Origin of the sequence: Nocardia nepalensis, assembly GCF_048910785.1 — a bacterium.
Lineage (GTDB): Bacteria > Actinomycetota > Actinomycetes > Mycobacteriales > Mycobacteriaceae > Nocardia > Nocardia nepalensis.
The window spans coordinates 404,603-422,098 of the sequence record NZ_JBKBET010000028.1; the positions used below are offsets into that span (position 1 = coordinate 404,603).

The following is a 17,496-nucleotide window of genomic DNA, read 5'->3' on the forward strand; positions in this document are numbered from 1 at the left end:
AGATGGAATGATCCGCTGAGCATCAACCGATGCGACACCCAAAAGAAGGAGATCTCGACCGGTGAGCAGCCATGTGCAGGCGCGGCAATTCGACCACCACAAGCCCACCAGGCGCCAGCCTCGCCGAGTCGGGTCCGCCCTGCTCCGGGGCCTCGGCGTACTCGCCGTGGGCACCACCCTCGCGGTCTTCGCCGCGGGCGGCGTCTCGGCGAATCCGGGCAGTGCGCCGGTTGCCGGATGCGTCGCCCCGGATATGGTCAAGCCCGAGATCAAGCAGTGGGACGCCGAGCCCGCGCTGGCGATCGACACGGGCAAGGCCTACACCGCCAAACTGGAGTCCACCTGCGGCACGGTGGATATCGCCCTGGACGCCGCCCGCGCCCCGCGCACGGTGAACTCGTTCGTCTTCCTGGCCGGGCAGCGGTATTTCGACCACACCCAGTGTCACCGCATGACCACCAGCGGCATCTTCATCCTGCAATGCGGTGACCCCAGCGCCACCGGTATGGGCGGCCCCGGCTACCAGTTCCCGAACGAGAATCTCGACGGCGCCACCTACCCCGCGGGCACGGTCGCCATGGCCAACGCCGGACCCGATACCAACGGCAGCCAGTTCTTCCTGGTGTACAAGGATTCGCCGCTGCCGCCGAGCTACACCCCCTTCGGCAAGATCACCGGCGGCATGGACGTCCTGGAGAAGGTCGCCAACGCGGGTGTCGTCCTCGGCAGCGAAGACGGCCGGCCGAATGCCGACGTCATCCTGAATTCGGTCACCACGACCCAGGGCTGATCGTTTGTGCCGGGTGGCGGTGCCGTCGCAACGGCATCGCCACCGCTGGCGACGTGCACGAGGTGATTCCGCACTTGACTTGGAGTGCTCTCCAGGTCATAGCGTTGGTGGTTCAGAGTCGTCTAGAACCAGGGGATCACTTCATGGAACTCGGTTTTCATCTACCGATATTCGATATCGACGGCGGTACGACGGCCATCGCCGGTGAGCTGGCCAGGGTCGGCGCGGCGGCGGAGGCGGCCGGTGCGACCTGGCTGTCGTTCATGGACCACTACTTCCAGATCGAGCCGACCGGCCTGCCGGCGGAGTCGAACATGCTGGAGGGCTACACCACGCTCGGTTATCTGGCCGCGCATACCTCCCGGATCGAACTCGGCCTGCTTGTCACCGGTGTGACGTATCGGCATCCGGGTCTGCTCGCCAAGATCGTCACCACGCTCGACGTCCTGTCCGGCGGCCGGGCGGCGCTGGGCCTCGGCGCCGCTTGGTTCGAGCGCGAGCACCGCGGGCTCGGGGTGTCGTTCCCGCCGATCGCCGAACGATTCGACCGGCTGGAGGAGACGCTGCGGATCTGTCAGCAGATGTGGGATCCGCAGAACAACGGCCCCTTCGACGGCAAGTACTACCAGCTGGCCGAGACGCTGTGCTCGCCGCAGCCGATCAACCGGCCCAAGGTGCTCATCGGCGGTGGCGGCGAACGCAAGACGCTGCGATTGGTCGCGCAGTACGGCGATGCCTGCAACCTGTTCGGCTCCTCCCCGGAGGATGTCGGCCACAAACTCGACGTCCTGCGTCGGCATTGCGACGACGTCGGGCGCGATTACGACGACATCCGGATAACCATCATGGCCAATAATCCGCGACCGAATCCGGATAATCGCGACGAATTCGTCCGGCAGATGACCGATTACGCCAAGCTCGGCGTCCACACCGTGATCATCATCCCGACCACCGGGTCCCCGGCCGCCTGGATCGACCGCATGGCACCGGCAGTCCCCCAGCTCGCCGAGCTCTAGCGCCGGGTCTCGGCACAAGCCCTTTCGGCATCGCGCACGTGGCGAATGGGCTTGTGCCGCAGCGAATGTCGCGCGTGTGACCGGGTCCGACTCGCATAAGGGGTAACACCGGCGGCGAGTTGTGGATAGTGTGCTGAAATCTGTACCGAACAGAGGAGCAGCCATGCGCGCGAACTGTCGGAACAGGCCGTACATCTCGTATCGACTACGAGTTCGCACCGGTCTCGCGGGGATGGCCGCCATGGCGCTCTGCATATCGGGCGCGGCGACCGCCGGTGTCGCGCACGCCGCCGATGCGGCGGGCGAGCTGGTGTCCTCGATCCCGCAAACACCGGGTTGGGGTGGGTTCGACCGGGTGTCGGCGCTCGAGTACGTCACCGAAGGCCCGACCGGTGCGACCGCGACGGCGACCGGACTGCTGTTCACCCCGAATGGGACACCGCCACAAGGCGGTTGGCCGGTCATCGCCTGGGATCACGGCACCAACAGCATGAGCCCGCAATGCGGATACCAGTTCCACACCTACCCCACCGACCACCGCGGCATCGTCGAAGCCTCCTGGCCCCAACTCATCCCGTACCTCGCCGACCTGTTCGCTTAGCGCGCGAAACACTATCCGCTGCAAAAGATTCGACAGGGTATCGAGATGGACACCGCGCAACGCTATCGCCTCTTCGCCGAGACCGAAGCACGAGGCAACTCGCCACGATACGAGCAATGGTGCCTCGGAATCGCCGAGACCCCTGAACTTCTCGCGTTGATCGAGCAGCTACCGGAGCCGAAGCGGCAGCCGAATCTCGTGCTCGGCGCGACACGGTATGTGGGAGTACCGGATTCGGAGTTCCCGGAATTCGAGCGGTGGCTCATCGCGCATTGGGATACCGTGCGCGAGGTCGCGTCGGCGCGGAACACGCAGACGAACGAGGCGGGTCGGACGGCGGTGTTGCTGCCCGTTCTTGCACAGCTACCGGGGCCATTGTCGCTGATCGAGGTCGGTGCGTCGGCTGGGCTGTGCCTGTATCCGGATCGGTACAGCTATCACTACGACGACCGACCGGCGCTAGATCCGCAGGACGGCCCGTCTCCCGTGGCGCTGACGTGCACGACCTCGGGCAATCCACTTGTGCCCGAACAACTTCCGTCAGTTTTGCACAGGGCGGGAGTCGACCTGAATCCGCTCGATGTCACCGATTCCGAGGCCATGCATTGGCTCGAATGTCTGGTTTGGCCAGGACGACCCGAGCGACTGGATCGACTGCGCGCGGCCATCGACATTGCCCAGCAGGATCCGCCCCGGCTGGTCGCGGGTGATATCAATGCGGAAATCACGGATCTCGTGCAGGCCGCGCCGCGCGATACGACTGTCGTCGTCTTCGGCAGTGCCGTGCTGGCATATCTGGACGCCGAGGCGCGCGCAGCATTCGAGGAGACCGTGCGCGGCTTGCCATGCCATTGGATCAGCAACGAAGGCGCTCACGTTATCCGGACCGTCGCCGATCAACTACCCGAACCGCTGACCGACAGGCGTGGGCAGTTCGTTGTCGCCCTCGATGGCAGGCCGTTGGCCTACGCCGGGCCGCATGGTCAGACGCTGGACTGGTTCGCCGCCGATATTCCGGCGTAAAGGGGGGATCAGCCGGGCGTGTTGTTCATGAAGTACACCGCTTCCCACAGGTGGCCGTCTGGATCGGCGAAGTAACCCGCGTAGATGCCCCAGGGGCGGGTCAGGGGTGGGCGGACGATGGTGCCGCCTGCTTGTTCGGCCCGGTGCAGGATCAGGTCGATGTCTTCTCGGCTGTCGAGGAAAAGGCCCAGGCTGATCGGGGATCCCGCGACGCGTTCGAGCGGGATCCCGGCGTCCAGCGCCAGGTCGGTGCGGGCGTACAGGGACAGGATGAGGCCGTTGTCCAGGGTGAACATGGCTACCGAGCCGCCCGGGTGCTGGTCGTCGCGGACGAATTCCGTGCCGATGATGCCCGGTGAGGACAGGCCGAGGCCGTCCCGGTAGAAGTGCAGGGACCGTTCCAGGTCGCTCACGGCCAAGGTGATCGCGTTGATATTCGCCTTCATACCGCTCCTCCTGATGCTCGAACAGTGGCCGGGGCAATCGCCCCGGCCACTGTTCAGTCAATGCGAGCGGTATCCGGAAGTCTTGAACGATCGGACGCGCCCGGCCCAGCGGTTCAGTCGAGGCGAAGCATATCCGGCCAGACCCGCGACCAGGCCTGGCGTGGGGTACAGCGCCAGATGGTTACGTTGCGGGTGACATCCGGATAGCCCAGGCGTGCGTCGACGCGTCCGACCGGAGTCAATTCGCCACAGGCCGTGTGCATTTCGTCCTCGGCATTGCCGACCCACAGCACTGTTGTGGCCGAATCCGGCGGGGTGCCGAAGTATCCGAAGCCACGGTTGGGGCTGTAGATGACGGGTAGTCCGTAGCGCTGCCTATCGACATCCAAGGCGCTTGCCTGCCAATAGGAATCGGCAATGATGACGGCATCGGGCCGTTGCGCTTCCGGCAGAGCCAGATAAGCATCGGCGGTCGCCTCGCGTAGTTCCGGCCAGCCGAACTTGCCGTACAAGCCGATTTCGAGGCCGGCCTCGGCCTGGCTGTCGACCGGATCGATGGACGACTCGGGCCGCCATGGCATCGAGAACACCGCGATCGCCACCGAAACCGCGACGAGCGCAACGGTCACGTACGTGCGCCACCGTGCCGTATTCGCGGTCCAGCGCACCGCGCCCGCCGCCATCACGGCCGCATAGCATCCGGCCGCATAGTAGGGGCGACCGTTCGTGGCGATGAACGCCACCGTCAGCAGCAGCGGGACCACCGCGAGGAATCGATACGGCCGCAACGATTCCCAACGCAACAGTGCCCAGATTCCGGTGATCAGCAGTACCCCACCGAATAATCCGGCCGCGACCAGCGCCAGCGGCAGCCAGGTGTACCGCCCGCCGATCGTCGACTGCTCCGCCGCGACCACCGCACCCAATCGCAGCTGCGGCCAGTCGTGCTCGGCCTGCCAGATCAGCGTCGGAACCGTCACCAGCACAACGAAACCCGCGCCGACCCACAGCGCGGGCCGCCGCAACAACTCCCGCGGACCATAGATCGCCACTCCGATGGCGACCGCTACCCAGAAGAACGGAATCAGCCATTTCACCTGGATATCGAGCGCGGTGACCAGCGCGGCCCACAGCAACAGACCGTCCCGACGCGTGCGCACCCACCGGATCAGCAGCCAGCTGATCAACACCCACAGCGCGGTATCAATCGTATTGGTGGCCAACTGAGTTCCCTGCACGAGCAGGAACGGCGAGGTCGCATACGCCGTCGCGCTCAACACCTGCGCGGTCTGCGACCCGCCGAACTCCCGCGCGATCTGCGCACTGATCAGCACCGCGACCACCGTCACCAGTGCGGCCGGAATGCGCAGTGCCACTAGTGATCCCGGCGATATCACATCCACCAGCCGGGCTATCGCGGGCAGCAGCGGACCCTGATCGGCATATCCGAACGCGAGTCTGCGCCCGGCCGACAGGAAGTACAGTTCGTCACCGAAGAACCCGTAGCGCCCGAGCGAGGCGAACAACATGATCGCCGCCACCAGCGCGATCGCCCCCACGCCGAGCCACGCGAACGGCGGCGTCGCCTCGGCGCGATCCTCCTGCCGCACTTCGCTTTCCATCACATCAGTCATCGTCTCCCCCCTTACGGGTCGCCAAATCGAATAACCGGCACACATGGGCCGAATAGGTCGTCATATCGAAGTCTTTCTCCCGAATGGCCCGTCCGGCCGCACCGTCGATCGCATCGCGGATCGACTTGGCCATCACCAGCGGATCGAATTCGCCGAACTCTCCGGATCGCTGCCCCTCCCGCATGATCTCGACGAGCGGCCGAATGATCTCGTGCTCGCCCTCCGCCGAGGCGAACCGCGGCTTACCGTCCGCATCACGCAGATTCAGCACCACATCGGTCAGCGCCGCGACGTACTTCTTGTTCGCGTCGATGAACCCCAGATTCGACCCGATATAGGCGAGCAACTGATTCCGCGCCCCCTCCGCCGCCATCACCGCGGGCGCGATGTGCTCGCCACCGGACACATACAGCTGGATCACCAGCTGCTCCATCAACTCGTCCTTCCCCGCGAAGTGATACGAGATGACGCCCTTGGAGATCCCCGCATGCTTGGCGATCCGCGCCAGCGAAGCACTCCCGTACCCCACCTCGGAGATCACCTCCACCGCCGAGGCGATGATCTGCCGCCGCCGCGCCTCCTCGATGAACGACCGTTGCCGACCGCTCGTCTCATTTTCTGGCCGCATGGCCAAATTTTAACCCGCCCGCCCAAATCCCCACATCAACCACAAGAATGACCCCACCTACCCCACAAGGATGAACCGCAATCACCGGGCGACGCCGCCAGTAGGGCGTGACCGGTGGACCGGCTGATCCACGACCACGCAGCGCAGAGCCGACCCGGAAACGCCGAAGGGCCGCGCTCCCAACGGAAGCGCGGCCCCTCGACTCGAAACCTACAGGTACTGACCCGTATTCGACTCGGTGTCGATGGCGCGGCTGGCCGAGGCGTTCTTGCCGGTGACCAGGGTACGGATGTAGACGATCCGCTCGCCCTTCTTACCCGAAATGCGAGCCCAGTCATCGGGATTCGTGGTGTTGGGCAGGTCCTCGTTCTCGGAGAACTCGTCCACGATCGAATCGTAGAGATGCTGGATGCGCAGGCCCGGGTTGCCGGTGTCGAGTACCGCCTTGATGGCGTACTTCTTGGAGCGGTCCACGATGTTCTGGATCATGGCGCCGGAGTTGAAGTCCTTGAAGTACAGGACTTCCTTGTCACCGTTGGCGTAGGTGACCTCCAGGAAGCGGTTGTCCTCGCTCTCGGCGTACATCCGGTCGACGACCCGTTCGATCATCGCGCGAATGCACAGACCCTTGTCGCCGCCGAACTCCTCGAGATCGTCGGCGTGCAGCGGCAGCTCCTCGGTCAGGTACTTCGAGAAGATGTCCTGTGCCGATTCGGCGTCCGGACGCTCGATCTTGATCTTCACATCGAGACGTCCCGGCCGCAGGATCGCGGGGTCGATCATGTCCTCGCGGTTGGACGCGCCGATCACGATGACATTCTCGAGGCCTTCGACGCCATCGATCTCGGAGAGCAACTGCGGCACGACGGTGGTCTCCACATCGGAGGACACGCCCGATCCGCGGGTGCGGAAGATCGAATCCATCTCGTCGAAGAACACGATCACCGGTGTACCTTCGGAGGCCTTCTCGCGCGCCCGCTGGAAGATGATCCGGATGTGGCGCTCGGTCTCACCCACGAACTTGTTCAACAGCTCGGGGCCCTTGATGTTCAGGAAGAACGACTTGGCTTCCTTGGCATCCTCACCGCGCGCCTCGGCGATCTTCTTCGCCAGCGAATTGGCAACGGCCTTGGCGATCAACGTCTTACCGCAACCGGGCGGACCATAGAGCAGCACACCCTTGGGCGGGCGCAGCGCGTACTCGCGGAACAGATCCTTGTGCAGGAACGGCAATTCCACCGCGTCGCGGATCTGCTCGATCTGCCGACCGAGACCACCGATATCGCTGTAGTCGACATCGGGCACTTCCTCGAGCACGAGATCCTCGACCTCGGCCTTGGGGATGCGCTCGAAGGCAAAGCCCGCCTTGGTATCCACCAGCAGCGAATCGCCCGGGCGCAGTTTGCGGATCGGCGAATCGGGATCGTCGAGATCGTCGACCTCGGCGACCTTGGCCAGCGGACCCGCCAGCCACACCACGCGCTCCTCGTCGGCATGTCCGACGACCAGTGCCCGGCGTCCATCGTCGAGTATCTCGCGCAAGGTGCCGATCTCACCGACGGCGTCGAAGATTCCGGCCTCGACGACCGTGAGCGCCTCGTTGAGGCGGACGGTCTGGCCGTATTCGAGGGTCGAGGTGTCGATATTGGGTGAACACGTCAGGCGCATCTTGCGGCCCGAAGTGAACACGTCGACCGTCTGATCCTCGTACACACCGATCAGGATCCCGTATCCGCTGGGTGGCTGACCCAGCCGATCGACCTCCTCGCGCAACGCGACCAGCTGCTGACGCGCTTCCTTGAGGGTGTCCATCAGCTTGGTGTTGCGAATGGTCAGCGAATCGATGCGGGCTTCCAATTCCCGTGCGCGATCCGGCGAATCGGCTAGTTGCCTCCGGAGTGCAGCCGCTTCGGCGCGTACCGCCTCGAGCTCTCTCCAGGCCGCCGAATCCGAATTCTCGATGGGGCTCATGTGCTGCTCCTCCCAGTCCCGGTCTATCAACGCTACCGGGCGCGAACCGTTCTCGCTTTCCGACATGGTTTCGTCGTGATCACATCTGGGCTGCGATCGGCGGCGGATCCACCATGTTAGCCTGCCCTAACCAGTCCCGCGGCGACCTGCTTCGCCGACCGAACCGAAAGGTTGCTGACGATGCTCCTTCCCGCCAGGACCCTGCGTATGTCCATGGCTATCGCTGCGGCGGCAATGGCCGCTACCGTCGGTATCGCCGCCTGTGGCTCCGACGATAAGTCCGATGCCAAGGCCACGAGTACCACTTCGGCCGTTGCGACGACCAGCGCCGCAGGTCACGGCGATCACGGCAGCGCCGCCGCGCCCACCGCCGAAACGCTCACCGGCGTTCTGGACGCCCTTTCCGACCCGGCAAAACCCACCGCCGAGAAGTCCAAGCTAATCGTCGGCGGCGAAAAGCGCACTGCCAATATCGACCAGATGAACAAGGCGCTGGGCGGCTACGGCAAGCTCACCTACGCGATCGCCGATATCACCGCCAACGGCAATACCGCGACCGCCCAGGTGACCATCACCTCACCGCACGGCACCGCCCCCGCCATGCCCATGACCTGGGAATATGTCGACGGAACCTGGAAGCTGTCGGATGCCAGCGGCTGTTTGATGCTCGGCTTCGCGCAGGCGCCCTGCGTGCCCGCCTAACCCTTCGACGGGCGGCGCTGCGGTTTCGGGGTGACCGTACCCTCGGCCAGCCGCCGCGCGCTGACCAGGAAGGCGGTGTGTCCCTGCATGCGATGTTCGGGACGCACCGCCAGACCGACCACATGCCAGCCGCGCACCATCGACTCCCAGGATCGCGGCTCGGTCCAGCACTCCTGCTCGCGCAGCGCCTCGACCACTTTCGACAATTGTGTGACGGTCGCCACATAGACGATGAGCACGCCGCCGGGGACCAGCGCCTTCGACACCGCGGGCAGCGCATCCCAGGGCGCGAGCATGTCCAGGACCACCCGATCGACCGGCGGGCCGTCATAGGCGGCGACATCGGCGACGGTGATCGACCAGTTGTCGGGGCGCTCGCCGAAGAAGGTCTCCACATTGCGGATCGCGTGCTCGGCGTGATCCTCGCGGATCTCGTAGGAGACCACCTGGCCCTGCGGGCCGACCGCGCGCAATAGCGAGCACGTCAACGCGCCGGAACCGGCACCTGCCTCCAGCACGCGCGCGCCAGGGAACATATCGCCCTCGTGCACGATCTGCGCGGCGTCCTTGGGGTAGATGACCGCCGCACCGCGCGGCATGGACAGCACGTAATCGATCAGCAACGGGCGCAGCGCCAAATACGGTGTGCCATTGGTGGACTGCACGACACTGCCCTCGTCGGCGCCGATGAGGTTGTCGTGTTTGATACCGCCGCGATGCGTGTGGAACTCCTTACCGGGTTCCAGCACCACGGTGTAGAGGCGCCCCTTGGCATCGGTCAGCTGTACCCGGTCCCCAATGGTGAATGGCCCGGTCCGTCTGGCCGTCATGTATCTCCGTTCGCTGGTCGGTCGGTGCTGTCTGGCTGTACGGCACTGGCGTGTCGGTGCCGCGGGATAGCCTGCCAGGTATGCATTCGCCGGTATCCACGCCCCCTGCCGACACCGCGCGGGGGCTAGCACCCGATCGCTCGCGCCCGGCGCTGTCGCCTTCTCGGGCAATGGATTTCAAGCAGTGCCCGCTGAAGTACCGTTACCGCGCGATCGATCGGATTCCGGAACCGCCGACGCGGATCGCGGTGCGGGGCACGGTGGTGCACGCGGTGCTGGAGGATCTGTACGGAATGCCCGCCGCGGACCGGGGGCTAGAGCGCGCGGCCACGCTCGTCGAGCCCGCCTGGGCACGGGTGCTGGCCGATCGGCCGGAGATCGCCGAGTTGGTCGCGCAGGACGGTCTGAACGGGTTTCTCGGCGAGGTGCGCGCCCTCGTCGAGACGTACTACCGGCTGGAGGATCCGACCCGCTTCGATCCGGAGTCGTGTGAGTCGCGGGTCGAGGTCGAACTCGACGACGGCGTGCCGTTGCGCGGATTCGTCGATCGCATCGATGTCGCGCCGACCGGCCAGCTGCGGGTGGTGGACTACAAGACCGGTCGCGCGCCCGGACTGGCCCAGGAGACCAAGGCGCTGTTCCAGCTGAAGTTCTACGCGCTGGTCGTGCTGCGCACCCGCGGCATCCTGCCCGCCCAACTGCGGCTGATCTACCTGGCCGACGAGCAGATCCTCACCTACGCCCCCGACGAGGACGAACTGCTGCGCTTCGAACGGACCCTCTCGGCGCTGTGGCAGGCCATTCTCGAGGCGGGTCGCACCGGTGAGTTCCAACCCAGCACCAGCTGGCTGTGCGGCCATTGCAGCTACAAGAATCTGTGCCCCGAATTCGGCGGCACCCCACCGGCCTATCCGGGCTGGCCGGACGGCGGTACCGGGGAATCGCCGGACGAAACCTTCGCCGACGCGGTCGCCGACTGAGCGGAATCCACACTCACTTGATGAACAGATCCAGATCGAAGCCGTGCGAGCCGACTACGGCGATCACGCCGATCAGGACGAGGACTCCGACGACATCACCTATCACGATGAGGGCATTGCGAATCCGCCACCACGAGCCGACCGGCTCGACACTCGGTTTCACTGGGTCCTCCGCTGTCGTTCGTCCCCCGAACGGCACGGCCGTCGGAGGTGTTCCATTGTTTATTTCGCCCAACACGCCCCAAGTGTTGACGGCGAATCATTAAGTTTTCGTGAGTTTCGTCCCGAACTAAATGCACACCGGAGCCCGAGGCACGCCGCTGCGATGCTCGCCGGGGTGACCGGCGAACATCGGAACGGCGGGTTACCGCTGCGGATCTACACGGTGAAGTTGTGGAACAACAGCACCGAAAGGCCCAAACCGACGGCCAGATTCACCACGGCCGCGGAGCCGAAGACCACCACCGGACGCCAGCCCGCCTCGCGCAGGCCACGCACGGAGAATTCCAGGCCGATCGAGACGAAGGCGAAGATCAGGAACCAGGTGCGCAGATCGTTGACGATCGCGATATGCGCCGCACCGGATTTCTTATCCGCCGACTGCAGGTAGAGGGTGCCGATCACGGAGGCGGCGACGAAGCCGATCACGAACTTCGGGAACCGCTCCCAGAACTGGCGCGCCGAGGGCCGGGCCGCACCGGGGACGCGTTCCACTCGGAGCGTGAAATAGGCGGTCAGTGCGATCGCGACGATACCGATCAGTGCGTTCTGCGTGGTCTTGACGATGGTGGCGATCTGCAGCGCCTTCTCCCCGGCGATCGCACCCGAGGCCGCGACGGCCGCGGTGGTGTCGATATTGCCGCCGATCCAGGCGCCGGCGACCGCATCGGAAAGGCCGAAAACATCGGCGAGCCAAGGCAATACGAAGATCGACGGCAGCGCGAAGATGATCACCAGTGACGCCGCGTACGCGATCTGCTCACGCTTGGCCTGCACCGCGCCCGCGGCCGCGATGGCGGCGCTGACACCGCAGATCGAGACGGCCGAGGCGAGCAGGGCGCGCAGCTTATCGTCGAGACCGAGTCGGCCGCCGAGCCACCAGGTGAAGCCGAAGACCGTGGTGATCAGCAGCAGTGCCTGCACGATCGACGGTCCCGCGGCGGTCACCAGGATCTTCAGGTTGATCGATGCGCCCAGCAGCACGACGCCGGTCTTGATGAAGAATTCGGTGCGGAAGCCGGCCGAAAGGCGTTCGCGCAGATCGAGTTTCGCGAGCACGACATTGCCGATCAGGCCGATCGCGATGGCGTATACCGGGAATTCGATCGATTTGGCGACCCGTCGGAACGGGGTGTCGACGGCCCAGCGCGGCACGTGGGTGTCGAAGTAGCGGGTCAGCGCGCCGAGCAGGATGACGACCGCGACCCCGGCCGCGATCTCCGCTCCGGTAGGACGCGAGATTGCTTGCAGTGCAGCGGTTTCGGATCGGACCGGGTCCTGCTCGACTGCCTCGGCACTGACATCGGCGGTATCCGACGTCGATGCCGCGTCCTCGGGCCCGGCGTCGACACTCACGGCGTCCGTCTCGGCTTCGGTCTCCGACATCACGGCACCAGCCAATCCGGGATCGCGCCGACCAGGACCAGGGCGATGAGAACCAGGCCGACGATTGCGGCCAACCAGTCCTCATTCCATGCGAATGTGCTGCCCGAACGTTCGGCGGGCGGTGTCTGTGACACGGCGGTACTCCTTGCGTTTCCTCATCGAGGCCGCAACGTACCAATCAATCGCAGGTCAGCACACCGATTGCAATCGCAGTGAATCGATCACGCGCACAAAGCGACTCGGCCCCGCCGATCGACGGGGCCGAGCGTCCGCGGACGTGTCAGAAGGCGCGGCAGGACCGAATATCGAAGGCCAGAATCGCCTTCGCGCCGAGCTCGGCGAGCTGGTCCATAACCTCGTTGCCCTGCTTGCGCGGCACCATGGCGCGGATGGCGACCCAGCCCGGATCGGCGAGCGGGGACACCGTCGGCGACTCGAGGCCGGGGGTGATCTTGACCGCCTCGTCCAGCAGTTCCTTCGGGCAATCGTAGTCCAGCATGATGTACTGCTGACCGAAGACGACACCCTGGATGCGGGCGATGAGCTGGTTGCGGGCCCGTTCCTTCTGGTCCGAGCCGGCGCGCTCGATCAGGACGCCCTCCGAATCACACAGCGTCTCACCGAAGGCGACCAGGTTGTGCTGGCGCAGGGTGCGGCCCGAGCCGACCACATCGGCGATGGCATCGGCGACACCGAGTTGGATGGAGATCTCGACCGCGCCGTCGAGGCGGATCACCTCGGCCTCGATGCCACGGCGCTGCAGGTCTGCCAGCACCAGGTTCGGGTAGGAGGTGGCGATGCGCTTGTCGTAGAGATCCTCGACCTTCCATTCGCGCCCGGCCGGTGCGGCGTAGCGGAAGGTGGAGCGGCCGAAGCCGAGCGCGAGCCGTTCCTGCACCGGCGCGCCGGAATCCAGCGCCAGATCGCGGCCGGTGATGCCGAGGTCGAGCTCGCCGGAGCCGACATAGATGGCGATGTCCTTGGGCCGCAGGAAGAAGAACTCGACCTGGTTGGCCGGATCCAGGACGGTCAGATCGCGGGCATCGGTGCGCTTGCGGTAACCGGCCTCGGCCAGGATCGAGGTGGCCGATTCGGAGAGTGCGCCTTTATTGGGGACTGCGACGCGCAGCATGGGGTGGGTCCTTTCGAGAAGAGAAACTACGGATCGACGCGGCGGCACGAGCGACGGCCCCGGAGGCACGCGGTGCGGGCCGTCAGAGCGGTCCCCCGCAAGGTGTACGCGCGCACGCAGGGGCCTTCGAGTGCCGCAAATTCAACACCGCCGTCACAGATGTCGGTACACGTCTTCCAGCTTCAGCCCGCGGCCCACCATCAGCACCTGGACCCAGTAGAGCAGTTGCGAAATCTCCTCGGCGAGCGCTTCGTCGCCCTCGTGCTCGGCGGCCAGCCAGATCTCCCCGGCCTCCTCGAGCACCTTCTTACCCTGGAAATGCACGCCCGCGTCCAATGCCGCCACGGTCCCGGACCCCTCAGGGCGGGTGACCGCACGATCTTGCAGCTCGGCGAACAGGGTTTCGAAGTTCTTCACGGTGAGCCATTGTTTCAGACCCGTGTGCGGGGCTGTTGCTCCGGCCCATAACGCCAGGCATCCCCGTCGGCCCGGGGGTCCGGAGCGACGGGGATGCGGTGTAGCGGGTCAGGCTCGGGCGAGCAGGGCCTCCAGGTCGGCGACGGCGGTGCGCAGGTGGTCGGCGAAGGCGTACATCTCGTCGGCCACGGCCTTCGGGGTGGCCAGGTAGAGGTTCCACCGGTCCGGCAGCAGCACGTAGGCGATGCCGATGCACTTCGGGCTGGTCGAGCCGAAGCCGAAGTAGCGGATATTGACCGACGGGGCCGAGCTGGTGCTCAGGTAGTCGTCGCGCATGATCGTCCAGCCGGGACTGGAGTACAGCGGGATCGGATCGGTGACGCCGAGTTCGGCACCGCGGCGCCGTTGGATCCACTCGAGTTCCCACAGATGCTGTTCGGGCGCGTCACCTGCTTGGCACTGTTTGGCGCGTTCCACGTGCGCGCTCGCGGCGGTCAGCGCGGCGCCGAGCCGGTCGGCCGGGGCGAGGGCCGGATCCTGCATCGCGTCGACGAAGGCCACCATCTCCGGCGTCACCACCCGCATGGCCTCGGTACGGCCGTTGCGGTACTGCCGGGTGGCGATCGATTCGTAGGTGGCCCCGGTCAGACCCTTGCTGCGTCGGTGCGCCAGTTGATAACTCAGCTGCGCGAAGGCATCCGGTGAGATGCCCAGTTGCTTGGCCCGCGTCGTGCCGAAATCGAAAGATACTGTCGCGGTGGCATTCTCGGCCGCGTAGCGGGCGAACGCCGCGCCCGCCGCCGCGATATCGGCGCGCTGGGTCGCGTCGAGGACGAATTCGATCGGCTCGACCGGGGGCAACCCCTGCGGCTGCGCCCCGGACCGGGTGGCGTGTTCGGCGGCGGGGGTCTGCAGGAGGGTGTCCACGAAGGACAGGATCGTGGTGCCGTCGAGCCCGCAGTGCTCGATGTTGATGCCCGCCTGCCCGTCTCCGAAGACGATGAACGATACCGACTTGTCGAACCAGCGGTTGGCGCTGTCACCGTGCAACAGCTGGTCACAGGCTTGCAGTTCGTCGCGTGGGCTGAAGTCCTCCAGGCACAGGCAGAACAGTGCGGTCTCGATGGTGTCCAGCGCCGCCAGATTGGCCGGTTGGGTGCGCAAAACCTCTCTGCTGGCGGCCCATTCGGCCCGCGCCTTGGTGGTCAGATGTCCCACGGCGGTATCGGTGCGGGCCGAGCGCGCACCGGCCTTGAGCACCGCGCGCAGCCCGTCGGCGAGATCGTCGAGCGAATACGGCGCGCCGTCCGGGCCGATCACATCCAGCCGGAACATGCTGCCGTGGAAGAACACCACGATATGCCGGGCATCGGAGGGGCCGGGCCACTCGTCGCTGTAGGGCACCCGCACGGAGTCCTGCGTCTCCCCCGGAATCCGGGTCTCGGAGAACAGGTACTTGTTCTGCCACATCGATAGCTGCTGCCCGCGCTGGGTGACCGGCGGGACGGCCTCGACATCGAGCGCCAACTTGTAATCCACCGCGGCCGCGATGATTCCGGCCGCCCGCTCCACCTGCGTCGCGCCGGTGGAGGCGGCCAGCGGGGTGTCGTCGCGGAAGAGGAAGAAGAAGTTGGCGTTCAACGCGATGCGATCGCGACGGCCCAGGTAGCGGGATGGCCAGAACAGATCCAGCCAGCTGCCGACGCCGGGCGTCGCGTCGTATTCGGCCAGTGCGGCGTGCAGTTTCCGGCCTGGTCCGTCGGCGCGCAGCAGGTCGGCGACCGCGGCCTCGGTGGTGGCGAATTCGTCGGCGGTCAGCAGTGGAGCACACCACTGCAGAAACCGCTCGCCGCTGTCCTCCAGCGTCGGCAGGGGCACCCGGGGTAGGGCGTCGTCGGCGGCGAAGGTGCGTTCGGTCAATGGGGGTCCTCGGGGTCGGCGTATTTCGGGAGCGGTCGCGAGATGTACAGGTTGGCCAGCAGCCAGCCTGTGCTTTCCTGGCCAGTGGTATCGATACCGTTGGCGGCCAAGGTATTCAACACCTGGGTGCGTTCACTATCGGAGGCGAACTTGCGTTGTTCGAACACCCCGGGGGCCTGCTCGGTGCGGTAGCCGAGCGCGGCCAGTTCCGCGGCGATCGGTTCGAAACTGAACATGCGTAACACGAAGTGTGCCATCCACGGCCGCCGACGCGGGTGTGCCATCGCGACACGCGCCAGCGTCTTCTCGGTGACATATCCGACACAGCCGGTCGAGATGACGATATCCGCGGCCGCCAGCGTACGGCGTTGCTCGTCGGTCGGGTCGGCGGACTCGAGATCGGCGTGCACCGTGTCGTGCAGGAATCCGGCGGCGTGCGCATAGGACAGCGCCGGGCGGGCGGCGTCCATACCGATGAAGCGGACGTCGGGGAGTTGGTCGCGGCTGCCCAGGCGGGCACGGTCGCGAGCGATGAGCGCGGCCTGATCGGCATCCTCGACGCCGCGGTAATGGTCGGCCAGATCGCTCATGGTGGTGTCGAAGCGCAGCAGGGCCGCGTTGACACCGTAGGAACAACCGATATCGAGCACGGTCGGGGAATCGACGCGCGCGGAGGCGCGGTATTCCCTGATCTGCTGCTGGAAGAACGGTTTCGCCAGTTCCGGTATGCGGTAATCCAATTCGGACATCCGTGCGTAGTACTCGCGCGGATCGGGACGGTCGTAGATGTCGTCGAAGGAAGCTTTCCCGGTCGTATGCAACGGCACTGGCATGTCGTCCCTCTCAGTCGAGCAACCGATCGCCACGGACGGCGTCGGCCGCGGCGGCTAGGTGATCGGGCAGCACCCGCCCGAACAGCTGGCGGGTGCGTTCCACGGTGCCGATGACACCGGGCCGATCGGTATAGGCGAAGATCGCCGAATGCCTTGCCGTGCCGCCCTCGACCGGTGATACGCGGTGCAGTGAGAAGCGGCCCTGGAACAGTTGCAGGTCGCCGGGTCGCAACTCGAGGCGCCGGACGAGTCGCGCACCGGAACCGGTGAGCACGTCACGCACGTCGTCGAGCTGCTCGGCGTGGGGTGAGCGAATATTCGGGCAGTATTCGAAGACGCCACCGGTCTCGGCGGGCTGGGTCAACATGCTGACGGTGAATTCGTTGGTGTCGAAATGCCACGGATGCGACATTCCGGGCGCCACCACATTGAGACACAATCCGGCCAGCGGATCAGCGAATTCGTGCAGTTCGGCCAGTCCGAAACAGTCCGCGACGAAGCGTTGGAACAGCTCACTGGTATAGAGCCGGTGGATCAGCGCCTCGGCCGGAATGCGGTCGCGCGGGACGAACGCATTGCCGCGTTCGAGCACGATGCGACCGGGATGATCTTCTGGCAGTTCGGTATCCAGCGGAATGTTGTAGGCGTTGACCCGCTCGACCCGATAGTGCGCATCCGGGGCCATTGCCTCGCCCTCGGCGCGCAAGGTCTCGATCAGCTCCGGACGGATGAACTCCCGAAGTACTGTGCAGCCGCCATCGGCCAGTTCCGCGCGCGCCCGCGCCACGGCCGCCTGCCGGGCTGCGCCATTCGGATCCGCCAGCGGATACCGTGCCGTATCGACGATCTCGTCCAGGACACCCGTCGCAGCCATGGCGTAATTTTGGTGCAGGGAACGACGACACGCCCGGGATTCGATAAAGTTGCCGGTGACTACGGTCACACCTACCATCAGCGCGCACTTGCGT

Annotated in this window: 19 protein-coding genes; 6 read left to right on the forward strand and 13 right to left on the reverse strand. The window is 65.7% G+C overall.

Annotated elements, in window-relative coordinates; all coding sequences use genetic code 11:
• Nucleotides 1-61 precede the first annotated feature (61 nt).
• From ACHQ4I_RS22615 to ACHQ4I_RS22630, 4 genes are all read left to right on the forward strand, one after another.
• The gene (locus ACHQ4I_RS22615) at nucleotides 62-790 is read left to right on the forward strand and encodes a peptidylprolyl isomerase (protein WP_420773791.1); all 729 of its coding nucleotides are present in this window, start codon (nucleotides 62-64) and stop codon (nucleotides 788-790) included.
• Between the two features lie 143 nt (nucleotides 791-933).
• Complete coding sequence (locus ACHQ4I_RS22620; RefSeq protein ID WP_420773792.1) at nucleotides 934-1,806, forward strand: LLM class F420-dependent oxidoreductase; 873 nt, start codon at nucleotides 934-936, stop codon at nucleotides 1,804-1,806.
• Nucleotides 1,807-1,969: 163 nt separating this feature from the next.
• Nucleotides 1,970-2,407 carry a hypothetical protein gene (locus ACHQ4I_RS22625; RefSeq protein ID WP_420773793.1) on the forward strand — a complete coding sequence of 146 codons (438 nt, stop codon included), beginning with the start codon at nucleotides 1,970-1,972 and terminating at the stop codon, nucleotides 2,405-2,407.
• A 45-nt stretch (nucleotides 2,408-2,452) separates the two neighbouring features.
• Nucleotides 2,453-3,430, forward strand: a complete 978-nt coding sequence (locus ACHQ4I_RS22630) for a DUF2332 domain-containing protein (RefSeq protein WP_420773794.1) — start codon at nucleotides 2,453-2,455, stop codon at nucleotides 3,428-3,430.
• Between the two features lie 8 nt (nucleotides 3,431-3,438).
• On the opposite strand, the gene ACHQ4I_RS22635 is transcribed toward ACHQ4I_RS22630, so the two are convergent.
• The 4 genes from ACHQ4I_RS22635 to arc all read right to left on the reverse strand — a co-directional run bounded on the left by ACHQ4I_RS22635 (nucleotide 3,439) and on the right by arc (nucleotide 8,109).
• Nucleotides 3,439-3,876, reverse strand: a complete 438-nt coding sequence (locus tag ACHQ4I_RS22635) for a VOC family protein (RefSeq protein ID WP_420773795.1) — start codon at nucleotides 3,874-3,876, stop codon at nucleotides 3,439-3,441.
• Between the two features lie 113 nt (nucleotides 3,877-3,989).
• A complete protein-coding gene (locus ACHQ4I_RS22640; protein ID WP_420773796.1) occupies nucleotides 3,990-5,510 on the reverse strand; it encodes an ArnT family glycosyltransferase in 1,521 nt (506 codons plus the stop codon).
• Nucleotides 5,503-6,138, reverse strand: a complete 636-nt coding sequence (locus ACHQ4I_RS22645) for a TetR/AcrR family transcriptional regulator (RefSeq protein WP_420773797.1) — start codon at nucleotides 6,136-6,138, stop codon at nucleotides 5,503-5,505. The genes ACHQ4I_RS22640 and ACHQ4I_RS22645 overlap by 8 nt, the downstream gene beginning before the upstream one ends.
• 210 nt (nucleotides 6,139-6,348) lie before the next feature.
• Nucleotides 6,349-8,109 carry a proteasome ATPase gene (arc, locus tag ACHQ4I_RS22650; RefSeq protein ID WP_420773798.1) on the reverse strand — a complete coding sequence of 587 codons (1,761 nt, stop codon included), beginning with the start codon at nucleotides 8,107-8,109 and terminating at the stop codon, nucleotides 6,349-6,351.
• Nucleotides 8,110-8,316: 207 nt separating this feature from the next.
• On the opposite strand from arc, the gene ACHQ4I_RS22655 reads away from it, so the two are divergent.
• Entirely contained in the window at nucleotides 8,317-8,811 is a 495-nt protein-coding gene (locus ACHQ4I_RS22655; protein ID WP_420773799.1) for a WKL family lipoprotein, read from the forward strand.
• Here the strand turns inward: ACHQ4I_RS22655 and ACHQ4I_RS22660 are convergent.
• A complete protein-coding gene (locus ACHQ4I_RS22660) occupies nucleotides 8,808-9,641 on the reverse strand; it encodes a tRNA (adenine-N1)-methyltransferase (protein ID WP_040691664.1) in 834 nt (277 codons plus the stop codon). The two genes, ACHQ4I_RS22655 and ACHQ4I_RS22660, sit on opposite strands and share 4 nt — an antisense overlap.
• An 80-nt stretch (nucleotides 9,642-9,721) precedes the next feature.
• Between ACHQ4I_RS22660 and ACHQ4I_RS22665 the strand changes: the two genes are divergently transcribed.
• Nucleotides 9,722-10,621 (forward strand): RecB family exonuclease, encoded by a 900-nt coding sequence (locus tag ACHQ4I_RS22665; protein ID WP_420773800.1) that lies wholly within the window; start codon nucleotides 9,722-9,724, stop codon nucleotides 10,619-10,621.
• A 13-nt stretch (nucleotides 10,622-10,634) separates the two neighbouring features.
• Here the strand turns inward: ACHQ4I_RS22665 and ACHQ4I_RS22670 are convergent, their stop codons facing one another.
• From ACHQ4I_RS22670 to ACHQ4I_RS22705, 8 genes are all read right to left on the reverse strand, one after another.
• Nucleotides 10,635-10,784 (reverse strand): hypothetical protein, encoded by a 150-nt coding sequence (locus tag ACHQ4I_RS22670; RefSeq protein WP_420773801.1) that lies wholly within the window; start codon nucleotides 10,782-10,784, stop codon nucleotides 10,635-10,637.
• A gap of 215 nt (nucleotides 10,785-10,999) precedes the next feature.
• Nucleotides 11,000-12,226: a YeiH family protein gene (locus ACHQ4I_RS22675; protein WP_420773802.1), complete on the reverse strand. Its 1,227-nt coding sequence runs from the start codon at nucleotides 12,224-12,226 to the stop codon at nucleotides 11,000-11,002.
• Entirely contained in the window at nucleotides 12,226-12,360 is a 135-nt protein-coding gene (locus ACHQ4I_RS22680) for a hypothetical protein (protein ID WP_420773803.1), read from the reverse strand. The genes ACHQ4I_RS22675 and ACHQ4I_RS22680 overlap by 1 nt, the downstream gene beginning before the upstream one ends.
• Before the next feature lie 146 nt (nucleotides 12,361-12,506).
• Nucleotides 12,507-13,358, reverse strand: a complete 852-nt coding sequence (gene hisG, locus ACHQ4I_RS22685) for an ATP phosphoribosyltransferase (RefSeq protein WP_420773804.1) — start codon at nucleotides 13,356-13,358, stop codon at nucleotides 12,507-12,509.
• 153 nt (nucleotides 13,359-13,511) lie between these two features.
• Entirely contained in the window at nucleotides 13,512-13,793 is a 282-nt protein-coding gene (locus ACHQ4I_RS22690; RefSeq protein WP_174415078.1) for a phosphoribosyl-ATP diphosphatase, read from the reverse strand.
• Between the two features lie 90 nt (nucleotides 13,794-13,883).
• Nucleotides 13,884-15,695 (reverse strand): choline/carnitine O-acyltransferase, encoded by a 1,812-nt coding sequence (locus tag ACHQ4I_RS22695; RefSeq protein WP_420773805.1) that lies wholly within the window; start codon nucleotides 15,693-15,695, stop codon nucleotides 13,884-13,886.
• Nucleotides 15,692-16,528, reverse strand: coding sequence for a class I SAM-dependent methyltransferase (locus ACHQ4I_RS22700; protein WP_420773806.1), 837 nt, complete (start codon nucleotides 16,526-16,528; stop codon nucleotides 15,692-15,694). Before ACHQ4I_RS22700 ends, ACHQ4I_RS22695 begins: the two co-directional genes overlap by 4 nt.
• A 10-nt stretch (nucleotides 16,529-16,538) precedes the next feature.
• The gene (locus ACHQ4I_RS22705) at nucleotides 16,539-17,402 is read right to left on the reverse strand and encodes a HalD/BesD family halogenase (protein WP_420773807.1); all 864 of its coding nucleotides are present in this window, start codon (nucleotides 17,400-17,402) and stop codon (nucleotides 16,539-16,541) included.
• Between the last annotated feature and the right edge of the window lie 94 nt (nucleotides 17,403-17,496).